The sequence below is a fragment of the Bradyrhizobium sp. BLXBL-01 genome (genome assembly GCF_051853025.1).
GTDB lineage: Bacteria > Pseudomonadota > Alphaproteobacteria > Rhizobiales > Xanthobacteraceae > Bradyrhizobium.
This window is the reverse complement of record NZ_CP182471.1, coordinates 1,599,484-1,611,775: the sequence shown is the minus strand read 5'-3', so window position 1 is coordinate 1,611,775 and position 12,292 is coordinate 1,599,484. Positions and strand designations below refer to the sequence as shown.

General features: G+C 57.3%; 6 protein-coding genes. 2 read left to right on the top strand and 4 right to left on the bottom strand.

Annotated features, from left to right (window positions below; translation table 11 throughout):
- Positions 1–14 precede the first annotated feature (14 nt).
- Positions 15–1,841: a glutamine--fructose-6-phosphate transaminase (isomerizing) gene (glmS, locus tag ACNJYA_RS07580; RefSeq protein ID WP_439402327.1), complete on the bottom strand. Its 1,827-nt coding sequence runs from the start codon at positions 1,839–1,841 to the stop codon at positions 15–17.
- A gap of 820 nt (positions 1,842–2,661) precedes the next feature.
- On the opposite strand from glmS, the gene gmd reads away from it, so the two are divergent.
- The gene (gene gmd, locus ACNJYA_RS07575) at positions 2,662–3,747 is read left to right on the top strand and encodes a GDP-mannose 4,6-dehydratase (RefSeq protein ID WP_439402326.1); all 1,086 of its coding nucleotides are present in this window, start codon (positions 2,662–2,664) and stop codon (positions 3,745–3,747) included.
- Complete coding sequence (locus ACNJYA_RS07570; protein ID WP_439402325.1) at positions 3,728–4,726, top strand: GDP-L-fucose synthase family protein; 999 nt, start codon at positions 3,728–3,730, stop codon at positions 4,724–4,726. Before gmd ends, ACNJYA_RS07570 begins: the two co-directional genes overlap by 20 nt.
- A 311-nt stretch (positions 4,727–5,037) precedes the next feature.
- Here ACNJYA_RS07570 and ACNJYA_RS07565 read toward each other — a convergent pair whose 3' ends face one another.
- From ACNJYA_RS07565 to panB, 3 genes are all read right to left on the bottom strand, one after another.
- Complete coding sequence (locus ACNJYA_RS07565) at positions 5,038–8,136, bottom strand: efflux RND transporter permease subunit (RefSeq protein WP_439402324.1); 3,099 nt, start codon at positions 8,134–8,136, stop codon at positions 5,038–5,040.
- A gap of 674 nt (positions 8,137–8,810) precedes the next feature.
- Positions 8,811–9,677: a pantoate--beta-alanine ligase gene (gene panC / locus ACNJYA_RS07560; RefSeq protein ID WP_439402323.1), complete on the bottom strand. Its 867-nt coding sequence runs from the start codon at positions 9,675–9,677 to the stop codon at positions 8,811–8,813.
- A 13-nt stretch (positions 9,678–9,690) separates the two neighbouring features.
- On the bottom strand, positions 9,691–10,563 hold the full coding sequence (panB, locus tag ACNJYA_RS07555) for a 3-methyl-2-oxobutanoate hydroxymethyltransferase (protein WP_439402322.1): 873 nt from the start codon (positions 10,561–10,563) through the stop codon (positions 9,691–9,693).
- Positions 10,564–12,292: the final 1,729 nt, after the last annotated feature.

Sequence of the window (12,292 nt, the reverse complement as noted above, 5' to 3'; positions counted from 1 at the left end):
GCAACACTGCAGCCTCATTCCACAGTGACGGATTTCGCGAGATTGCGCGGCTGATCCACGTCCGCGCCGCTTACGAGGCCGGTATGGTAAGCCAAAAGCTGGACCGGAATGGCATAGACCATCGGCGTAAAGCTTGCGACCATTGTTGGCAGAACGATGGTCACGAGCGTGTCCACCGTCGCTTCCGAAGCGCCCCTCGCATCGGTGATCAGGATGATCTTGCCGCCGCGAGCCGCCACTTCTTGCATGTTCGAAATGGTCTTCTCGAAAACGCCGTCGTAAGGCGCGATCACCACCACAGGCATAGCCTCATCGACCAGTGCGATCGGCCCGTGCTTGAGCTCGCCGGCGGCATAACCTTCTGAGTGGATATACGAAATTTCCTTCAGCTTGAGCGCGCCCTCCAACGCCAGCGGAGCCGATGTGCCACGGCCGAGGTAGAGTGCCGCCCTCGCGCCGGCGATACAGCGCGCGAGCTTCTCAATCTGCGGCTCGACCAACAAGGCCGCAGCGACCAACCGCGGCACCTCGATGAGCTCTTGCACGAGCTTCAATTCATCGATTTCAGACAGCTTACCTCGCTCTCTCCCTGCTGCGATGGCAAGCACCGCCAGTACCATCAGCTGGCAGATGAATGCCTTGGTGGAAGCGACGCCGATCTCCGGCCCCGCCAGCGTCGGCAGAACGGATTCGCTCTCGCGCGCAATCGTCGACGTCGGGACATTAACTACAGATATCGTATGCAGGCCCTGGTCCTTGGCGTATCGCAGCGCAGCTAGTGTGTCGGCCGTCTCGCCCGATTGCGAGATGACGATCGCGAGATCGCCCCGGCGCAGAGGCGCCTCCCGATATCGAAACTCAGAGGCTACATCGATCTCGACAGACAAACGCGCCAGCCGCTCGAACCAGTATTTGGCGATTTGCCCGGCGTAGCTTGCCGTGCCGCACGCAGTGATTGAAATGCGCTGAATGGAATTGAAGTCGAAGGGCAATGCGAGCGGCAGCGCTACCCGCTTGGCCGCCACATCGAGATAATGCGCCAATGTCTGGGCGACCACTGTCGGCTGCTCGTGGATTTCCTTAGCCATGAAGTGGCGATAATTCGCCTTGTCCGCAAGGAGAGACGAGACAGCAAACTTTGATGTTTCCCGTCGGACGACACAGCCGTCTGCACCATAGATCACGCACGTCGCGCGCGTAAGCACGACCCAGTCACCGTCCTCAAGATAGGTAATGGTGTTGGTCAGAGGCGCGAGCGCGATCGCATCAGATCCTAGATACACTTCGCCGTTCCCATGTCCGATCGCAAGCGGCGACCCCTTGCACGCACCGATCAAAAGATCGTCGTGGTTCTTGAAAAGGAATGCCAACGCGAAGGCACCGCGCAAGCGCGGCAACGACGCCTCCACCGCATCCTGCGGTGAGTAGCCGTTTTTGAGGTAGAACTCGACGAGATGCACCACAACCTCGGTGTCCGTCTCTGAGTAAAACTCGGCTCCATTTCGTTCCAGCTCCGCTCGCAGCTCGCGGAAATTCTCAATGATCCCATTATGAACGACCGCGACATTTTCCGTCGCATGCGGATGAGCATTGCTCTCGGTTGGCTTTCCATGAGTCGCCCAGCGGGTGTGACCGATGCCGCTTTGACCTACAGGGGGACTATAGCGCAACTGCTCCTCAAGGTTTCTCAGCTTACCTTGAGCGCGGCGGCGGTCGATACGGAGACCTTCGAGAGTCGCGAGACCCGCTGAGTCATAGCCACGATATTCCAGTCGCCTGAGCGACGCGACCAATTTCCCAACGACCGGTCCACGTCCCAGAATGCCAATAATTCCACACATATTGATCCATGCAGCCCAACTTCGAGGAGTCCGGCGTCCGCGCTATAGGAGCCCCGTGATAGAACTCGCTTGCCCGATAACAACGGGTTTCAAGCTCGGAATCTTCCACGGGCGGCTCTAGCTTGAATTGTCTAGTCTCCTGAGAACGAATTTCCGGCGCGGCTCAAGAGACTTGTCATACTCGGACTGAGGCGACTTACGTTCGGTCAAGATTAGAGGATCGGCGTCGAAGCTCCATAGTACTAACGTAAACTTTCGATATCGAAACGTTCGACCGTCTATACCAACGTTTACCAGTCCTTCTCATTTTGTTTTACGTCGGCTGTGCATCGCCTGCTGCCAGCTATTTGGGACAGGCGTGCACTATAGTTGTTATGTTGGCCGTTAAGACTGGGTCTCCTATTCGGAAGCCGCAACCCGCCGCTCCTCTGCGCCTCCCTGAGAGCGCGCGGATGCATACATGCGCGTGAGGATAGATAAGGCTCACAGCTGGACGCTATCTGGCTCATTGGAAATATAACCAGCCGGAAAGCGCGCCTGAGCGAGCGTACCGACGCTTACAATTCATCTCACCTGCATAGGATCATCGCCGTTGCGACGTCGCTTGAGTTTCATCCCTTCAAGATCAATGCGTTGGCATAGATCGGCCCACCTATAAATCAACGTATATGGTGTTGTATTCCTTCATGAGGTGTATGACAGGGGCTAACGATCGCGCTTCTTTAGTGAGATTGGAGCGCGCGTGCGCATCTCGATTTTCGGGAAGCGACTAAGCAATGGCTTTTCATAGCGAACTCTTTCGGCGCAAGTAAGCGAGATCATGGTGGCTCACAATTCAAACCGACGCGTCGCGATGATTACTGGTGTCACCGGGCAAGATGGCGCATATCTCGCCCAGCATTTGCTCGGTCTCGGTTACACCGTGCATGGGGTCAAGCGCAGGTCGTCGTCCTTCAACACCGCGCGCGTCGATCATCTCTACAAGGACCCGCATGCCGCCGATGTGCCGTTCTTAATGCACTATGGAGACATGACCGATTCGTCCAACCTGATCCGGCTTGTGCAGCAGATTCGGCCGACCGAAATCTATAATCTGGCCGCACAGAGCCATGTCCAGGTCAGTTTCGAGAGCCCGGAATACACCGCCAACGCCGACGCGATCGGTGTGTTGCGCCTCTTGGAAGCTATCCGCATCCTCGGCATGGAAAAGGAGACGCGCTTCTACCAAGCCTCGACTTCCGAGCTTTACGGCCTCGTGCAAGAGGTGCCACAGAAAGAAACCACGCCATTTTATCCGCGTTCGCCCTATGGCGTCGCCAAGCTCTATGGCTACTGGATTGCGGTGAACTACCGTGAGGCCTACGGTATGTTCGCGAGCAACGGCATCCTGTTCAATCATGAGAGCCCCACCCGCGGCGAGACTTTCGTGACCCGCAAGATCACCCGCGCCGTCGCGAGCATCGAGGTCGGCCTCGAGGACAAGCTCTATCTCGGAAATCTCGACGCCAAGCGCGACTGGGGCCATGCCCGCGACTACGTCGAAGGCATGCACAGGATCCTGCAGGTGGACGATCCCGGTGACTTCGTGCTTGCGACCGGCCAGACGCGGTCTGTCCGCGAGTTCGTCGAGCTGGCGTTTGCCGAAGTCGGGCGCAGCATCGAATGGCGTGGCACGGGCATCGAGGAGGTCGGCGTTGATAAGGCTTCTGGCAAGACCCTGGTACAGGTCGATCCCACCTATTTCCGTCCAACCGAAGTCGATCTCCTGATCGGGGACGCCAGCAAGGCGCGCGCGAAACTCGGCTGGGCGCCGAAAACGTCGTTCTCGCAAATGGTGAAGGAAATGGTCGCCAGCGATCTCGTCCAAGCCAGACAGGACGCAGCAAATGGCAATCGCGGCGTTTGAGCTGAAAGGCAAGACCGTTTTCGTCGGCGGCCATCGCGGCATGGTCGGCGCGGCGCTGATGCGCCGACTGGCACGCGAGCAGGTCGATCTCTTGACGGTGTCACGAAGCGAGGTTGACCTGCGTGACCAAGCCGCGGTGACCGCCTGGTTTGCAGCGAAGAGGCCGCAGGCCGTGTTCCTCGCCGCAGCCAAGGTTGGGGGCATCGTCGCCAACAACACGCTGCGCGCCGAGTTTCTCCACGACAACCTCGCAATATCGAGCAACGTGATCCAGGCGGCCCATGCCAACAGATGCGAGAAGCTGATGTTCTTCGGCTCCTCCTGCATCTATCCGCGCCTGGCGCCGCAGCCGCTGCGAGAGGACTCGATGCTGACCGGCCCGCTGGAGCCGACCAACGAGCCCTATGCAATCGCCAAGATCGCTGGCATCAAGATGGCCGAGGCGTATCGCAGCCAGTACGGCGCCGATTTCATCAGCGTGATGCCGACCAATCTATACGGGCCTGGCGACAATTACCACCCAGAATACAGCCACGTCATGGCCGCGCTGATCCGCCGCTTCCACGAGGCCAAGATTGCGGGCGGAAGCAACGTCGTGGTGTGGGGTACCGGCAAGCCGCGCCGCGAATTTCTCTACGTCGACGATCTCGCCGACGCGTGCATCCATTTGATGAAGACCTATTCCTCTCCAGAACCGGTCAATATCGGCACCGGCGAGGACATCAGCATCGCCGAGTTATCACTCATGGTTGCGGCCGTCGTCGGCTTTCGCGGTGAGATCAGCTTCGACACGTCGCGCCCCGACGGAACGCCGCGCAAGCTGCTCGACGTCAGCCGGCTATCCGGGCTCGGCTGGCGCGCCACCACCTCGCTCGACGAGGGCATTCAGCTGGCATACCGGGCGTTTCGCGCTGAGAGCGATCGACGGCACATGAGTGATCGGCTTGTTCTCGAAAAGGAGGCCTGCATCACGGATTAGAGCAACCCCACCAACGATCCGAATGGCGGACCGAGCCATTCACGATGATTGGTAAATCCACCTTTTTATCAAGAGAGCACTAACTGTCTTTTGCCCCCTGCGGTGGGTCGAGCTTGGTTCCGAAGCCGTGAATATCCGCCACCGCTTCGCCTAGCGGCCAGCAGCGGACCACCGAAGTGTTCTTCTCCGAGCAGATGAGGCGCCCAGCTCGGCACCAAGTGCGCGAAGATCTCGACGTCCCAGGAAACTTGAAGCGGACCTAGGCTCCTTCGCGCGCACCACGGAGCAAACCCACATCTATTTGATGGTCATTACCTAGCCATCTCGGCATCAGCAGCGCCGGTGAAGTCGAGCTCGGCTAGGTTCGCGCGGTCGGCGCTCGCGTCGCCACGGTGATCGGACGCGATCGCCACGTAGAGCGCTGGGAGAACGAACAGCGTGATCAGAGTGCCGATAGACATTCCGGCGGCGAGGACGAGCCCGATCGAGAAGCGGCTCGCCGCTCCAGCTCCCGTTGCAGTCAACAAGGGAATGAAGCCCGTGACCATCGCCGCCGTGGTCATCAATATTGGGCGCAATCGGACGCGCGCCGCCATCTCTATAGCCGAGCGACGGTCAAATCTCTCCTTGAGCTGCAGCTCATTGGCGAACTCAACCATCAGGATGCCGTGCTTAGAAATCAACCCGACAAGTGTCAACAGTCCAACCTGGGTGTAGATGTTCATGGTCGCCCAGCCAAAGAACGGCGGAATCAACGCGCCGACAATTGCCATCGGCACGCTGATCATGATGATGAGCGGGTCGCGCAGACTTTCGAACTGAGCCGAAAGCACCAAGAATATGATGATGAGTGCAAATGCAAATGTGATGGCCAGTTGATTACCCTCTTGCACATACTGGCGCGCGTCGGCCAGGAAGTCGTGGCTGAAGCCTGCGGGTAGTTTCTTCGCCTCGGCTTCCAGGAAATCCACAGCCTGTTCGATCGTGACGCCGGGCATCGGCACTGCCTGAAAAGTCGCGCAATTGAGCTGGTTGTAGTGGGTGAGCGCGTTCGGATCGGTGGCGGTCTCGATGGAGACTACGGTAGATAGTGGAAGCATTGAGCCTGTCGCGTTCTTTACGTAATAGCTCCCGATGGCTTGCGGCACCAGACGTTCCCCTCGGGGAACCTGCGGGATCACCTGGTACGAGCGGCCCTGCAAATTAAAGCGGTTGACATAGTTTCCCCCCAGTAATGTGGCAAGCGCATTGCCGATGGTCTGCATGGTGATGCCAAGCTCGTTAGCCTTGGATCGATCGACCTTGATTCGTACCACCGGCTGGTTGAACTCGAGGTCGGAGTCGCTCACCATGAACAGGCCGCTCTTACGCGCCGCATCCTTCAGCTTTGACATCTGCTCGTAGATGGATTGGAAGCCAAGGGTCGAATTGATCACCATCTGCACTGGTAGCCCGTCCGAACCGCCCGGAAGCGGAGGCAAGCTAAAGGCAAACGCGTTGATGCCTTCAATTTTTGACAGCTCGGACTGGACGAGGGACTTTAGTACAATCGATGATCGCTTGCGCTCGTCCCAGGGCTTGAGCAGCATGCCCGCGAGGCCACTCTGCTGGCCGCTAACGCCATTGAGCACGAAGCTCAAGTCAGCCTCTGGAAATTTCTGGAACGCGTTTTCGAGCTTGGTGCCGTAATAGTCGAGGTAGTCGATATTGGCGTATTTCGGCGCCTTCGTTAAAGCGAATACGATCCCTTGATCCTCCTCGGGGGCGAGTTCTTTGGAAGTGTGCATATAGAGAAAGCCGACGAGGCCAAGCATGGTTAGCGCAAACAGGCCCGTAACCGGTCGATAGTCAAGCGAGCGGTCGAGCTTGCGGCCGTACCACTGTGTCATGGCGCCGAACCCACGGTTCACAAATCTTGCAAACCGCCCCCCCTCGTCGCGCTTCAGGAGGAGCGAGCACATCATCGGCGATAGCGTCAAAGCGATCACGCCCGAGACGATCACCGCTCCCGCTAGCGTAAACGCGAACTCGCGGAACAGCGCACCGGTGAGGCCGCCCAGAAATCCGATTGGAGCATATACCGCAGCCAAAGTAATCGTCATGGAGACAATGGGGCCGACGATCTCACGCGCTCCCGCTGTGGCCGCCTTTCGCGGCGTTGCACCTTCTTCCAAATGGCGGTGAATGTTCTCAACCACCACTATCGCATCGTCGACTACGAGACCGATAGCGAGTACCATTGCAAGGAGGGTCAAGAGATTGAATGAAAACCCCAGCAGGAACATCATGCTGCAGACACCAACGAGCGACAACGGAATAGTGACAACAGGAATGATGACCGAGCGCAGCGAGGCCAGGAACAGGAAGATCACGACCACAACGACCACGACGGCCTCAATGAGCGTCTTCTCAACTTCATCGATCGATGATTGAATGAATTTGGTGGAGTCGTACGCTACTTTCATCCTCAGTGACGGCGGCAGGTTGCGCTCGATTTCTGGAAACAGCCCTCGAACGCCTCGCGCTATGTTTAGAGGATTTCCTTGCGGGCTCGCCTGCACGCCGACAAAGACCGCGTGCTCACCATTCATCGCGACACTAGCGTCAGCAGTCTGCGCGGCAAGCTCCACTACCGCAATGTCCTCCATGCGCACAAAGCCACCGTCATTGGCCTTCACGATCATGCGCTTGAAATCTTCGACACTCCGCAGATCCGTATTTGCCGTGACATCGGAGATAGTGAAATAGCCCTTGGTCTGGCCCGCCGCGGCCTGGAAGTTGTTAGCGGCGATTGCAGCCGAAACCTCAGCAGGCGACACGCCGTGCCCAGCCATTTTCGCACTATCGAGCCATAGCCGCATCGCAAAATTCTGGCCGCCCAGAATGTCTGCCGCTGCAACGCCGTCGACCGTTGAGATAACCGGTTGCACGACGCGTGAGAGATAGTCGGAGATCGCACTTGCCGCCAGTTCCTCGCTGGAGAAGGCGATGTACATGACAGCAGTCTTCTGACCCGTCGACTTCGTGACAACTGGATCGCTTGATTCCTTCGGGATCAGGTATTTGACTGAGTTGACCTTGGAGAGCACCTCCGTGAGCGCTTCGTTGGGATCAAAATTGAGCTTGATGTAGACTTTGATGGTCGAAGTACCAAGCACAGACGAGGAAGTAATGTAATCAACCCCCTCGGCGGACGCGACAGCCTGCTCCAGGGGAGAGGTGATGAACCCCTGAATCATGTCGGCAGAAGCGCCAGGATAGGAAGTCGTGATATTGACGACCGTATTAGATAGCTTGGGATATTGCCGGATCGGCAGTACGGCGGCCGCGCGCAAGCCGATCAGCAAAATCAAGGAACTGACGACGATAGACAATACCGGACGTTTGATGAAAAGCTCGGTAAATGCCATATCGACTCATGTATCAAGAGTGGGATGCAAATTCGCCGCAACTTATAAAGCGGAATGATCACCAATGCTGCGGCTGTGCTAGAGCCCCCGGCATGAGGGACGCGCTATTGGCTACTCTAAGAGCTCACGTGGTCGCGGGTGCGGACGCCCTATCCTTCGCTTCCATGTTCATCGCCCGAGTGAATGTTGTTCCGCTGCTCTGATGGCTGATTCCCCATCTCGATGATCCGCGCCTGCTATAAGGACCCTGTCTTCTCAACCGGAGGTCCGGACTCTAGATGTTCGTCGTAACACCTGATTGGAACTCAACGAATTATAGCAAGGCAGCAGCCCAGGTTTCGCACTGACCCGCAGACCAATGATCGAGGTTCGACGTCGAAAGTACAGGCGACGTGACGGGTGCTCAACTCTACAAAGGTCAATGGGTGATATAGCCTGGGCTGTAGAGCACTATACGAAGGTTTGTCGAATTGATCGCTGATCGCCGTAGAGCAAATCTCGTGATGTTGTCGGACACAAAGTTTTAGGTCCCACAATATTCCGTACGCACCGGCTACCTATCCTCGCTAAGTCGCTAAACAAAGTCGCGTTGGAGTTGGCCCTTCGCTACCAGCTCGACGCGCCTTTCGGAGATGCTTTGAGCATTTCTTGCCGCTCAATATGCTGCGCGCGGTTTAGCCACGCATTGCGCTACCGAGTTGGCAACCCAGTAAGACGTTGTCGATCAGCCGCGTTGAGCCAACGTAGGCTGCCGCACAAAGCGCCGCCGGGCGCCGCAGTGGACTATCGGCGGTTTTGAGCGTGTCACCGTCGACAAGTTCAAGATACTGCAGTCTGTCAACTGCCTCTAAATGCCCCCTGGCGACCGCAATCAGCTTTTCTACGTTGCGCTCTCCCGAGCGAAATTCGTCGAGCGCGGCGGATAGTCCCCGATTGATCGCAAGGGCCCGCTGACGCTCTTCTTTGCTGAGATAGCGGTTGCGGCTGCTCATTGCGAGCCCATCCCGTTCGCGAACGGTTGGTACAGTGACCATCTCGATCGGGAGATTGAGATCAATTACCATGCGACGCACGACTGCGCATTGCTGAAAATCCTTCTGCCCAAAAAATACGACATCGGGCTGCACCATATTAAACAATTTGCATACGACGGTCGCGACACCGCGAAAATGCCCAGGCCTGAAGACTCCGCACAGAGGTTTGGCGAGGTCGCCCGGTTCAACGAAGGTTTCGAAATGGCTCCTATAGACTTCCTGTGTATCCGGCGCGAAGAGGATCGCAACACCGCCATCACGGCACAGTTCCTCGTCACGTAGAAAGTCGCGCGGGTAGCTGCTGAGATCCTCGTTTGGTCCGAACTGAGTGGGGTTGACGAAGATGCTGACGACGGTGACGTCGCATTGCGCCTGGCTCGCCGCGATCAGCGCCATGTGACCATCGTGAAGATAGCCCATTGTCGGCACCAATCCGACCCGTCGATCGGCGCCGCGGGATTTAGCGAGATTACTGCGAAGTTCAGCAACCCTCGTGATTGTTTGCATGTGGAGCTCTATATCAAGCTGGGTTGGACGGCGCCCAGGTGGCAATTGCCTCTCCGACGCCTTCGGGAAGCCTATAGGACTCTTGCGGTCCCGGGAATGCACCACCGCGGACATCCGCGGCCCAGCGCGAGAGCGCATCATGCAAATGCTGAAAGCCTTCTGCATAGGCGCGAACGAATTTGGGGCGATGACCTCCAGTGAGGCCCAGCACGTCGTGAAACACGAGCACCTGGCCCGAACAGTCCGGGCCGGCGCCGATCCCGATTGTCGGTATTGTCAAGGACTTGGTCGCTCGAGCAGCAAGCTCGGCCGGAATGCCCTCCAACACCAAAGCGAAACAACCGGCCTCCTGCAGACGGTGAGCATCATCGAGCAAACGTAACGCTTGATCCGCTTTCCGACCCTGCACTTTGAAGCCGCCCATCACGTTGACGCTCTGGGGCATAAGACCGAGATGACCCATCACAGGAATCTCGCAATCGACGAGGGCCCGTACCATTTCGATTCTCTTGCCACCGCCCTCGAGTTTCACTGCAGCTGCGCCTCGCTGCAAGAATCCGCCGGCATTGCGTATCGTTTCCTCGACGCTGACGTGGAAGCTTAGAAATGGCATATCGGCGACGACTAAAGCACGAGGCTTGCTGCGTACCACGGCTTCCAGATGATGGTTCATCATCGCAACACTCACTGGAAGCGTATTTTCGAATCCAAGGCAAACGTTACCCACACTGTCACCAACGAGAATGATGTCGACGGACGGATCCGCGATACGCGCCGCAACCGCGTCGTAGGCAGTCGTCATGACGAGACGCCGACTGTCCTGCTTCCACCGCTGCAGCATGGGAATTGTGATGCGATCGATCGGCTGCTCCGAAACGTGGCTCATTTGGACCTCAGTTCGATTTTGCGGTGCGAATGTGGCAAAGCTTGAACTTCGCTTAACTCGCCGACGACTTCGAAGTCATAGCTATCCACAGCGACGAAATGATCGAATATGTCGGGTGATCAGCAGTCTAGGCGCTGCGAAACGCAGGTGAACCTCTCGGCTTTAACTCAACTAATTTGCTGCTCATCCAAGAAGGAAAAACAGCAAATAATGAGTTAGTCACGGGATTAGCAGATCCGCGCAACTGCGGCGTTGAGATCACAGCGACGCGAGCCCTGCGCTGAGAATTGGTGGAAGGGCCGCTGCGAGACAATGGGTGGCATCGAGGGGTGATGGAACCGTGGTAATGAAGATTGCCTCCGTCTCATGCTTCGCAGCGTATACTGTTCTCATTTGAAGAATGTTCGGCCTGCGGCGCAAACGGTACTTCCTAGGGAGCGGGGAAGAAAATTGTCAACTTGCGCAAGAGAAAAAGAAATCGACGGCTCAAAAATGGCCCGGAAATGGATGAAAATCCTTTTGGTTGCGCCATCATCGCCGCGAGACTTTCTTCGCTTGTCTGTTAGTTATGCAGGCCTGCGTCGGCTTCCGCCGATTCGCCGACCGGCTACCGCGGTCGGCGACCTAGAGCAGCTCATGGGCTGGATTGACGATGTGCAGTGTAGAATTCTTTGAGGTCCGCCGAGGTGACGCAATAACTGCGGCCTGACAAAGATCGTATTTCCAAGCAGCGCAGCAACAGATCTCGATCGCTAAAGAGCCCCTATAGAGCTTGGTGCCGATTTACTCGAGGCCGAGGCGTTCGCCCGCTTTTGGGGAAGCAAAGGTTCGTAGCGGGGTCCGCTGTCGGTCATGACCTGCTAACCTTGACGCCGACGCTTGTGGCGTCCCCGCCTTGAGGAGGGCCGCGGCGCAGCCCTGACGATCGCTCTTCATCGCCTTGCTGAACGTATTTCGGGAGGCATCCTCGATTCAGGTGTCGACATAATCCTGGCCAGTTCTTCGCCGCGTACCCGCAGGCTGCTCTTTCAACCGGCCGGCACGGTTGGACTTGGCCAGCTTTTTTATATCGATGTGTCAGCTCACCGGGATGTTCACGTTCATAGCGCCGCACCGGCTCGGCCGGGTCAATCTGCGCAATCGGCGTAGCGCAATCGTCGCACTCCGACTTCGGCGCATGTGGCAGGCAGAGTTTGGCTCGGCGTTCAAAGAAACCTTATAGAGCGATCACGCTCCATCGACGCCTGCCCTTGCGGAACGCTTGACCCACTTGGCGACGGACTTGGCCGAAATATTGAATTGCAGCGCGGTTGGCCTTTGTCAGGCTACTATGATCACGCTCGGCACCATGGCTTCCCGATCTCTCGGCGTCAGAGCCGTATCCTTATGCGTGCCTATCAAGTCTCCAGGAGTGGGCTAAAGCTTCTCTAACTCCAGCTTCCTCGTTCACGACCTGTTGGACAATCTACCGAAAGCTCACACTAGTGGGCTCACAGACATGCTACCCGAACCGGCTGACACTCATGCGCCCCCTCTAAAAGCGCGCGTATGCGCGCAGCGATCTGCCGTGCTTCCTTCGGCCGCAGGTTGGGTTTCATGCAATCGAGTATGGTTAGCATTGCCTGAACTTCGTCCATGTTCAATGTGGCGACCTTGCGATCTGATAGCCCCAGAGACTGATCGGAGGCACGGACCTGATTGGATACAAGCACCGCAAGCGCTTGCGACC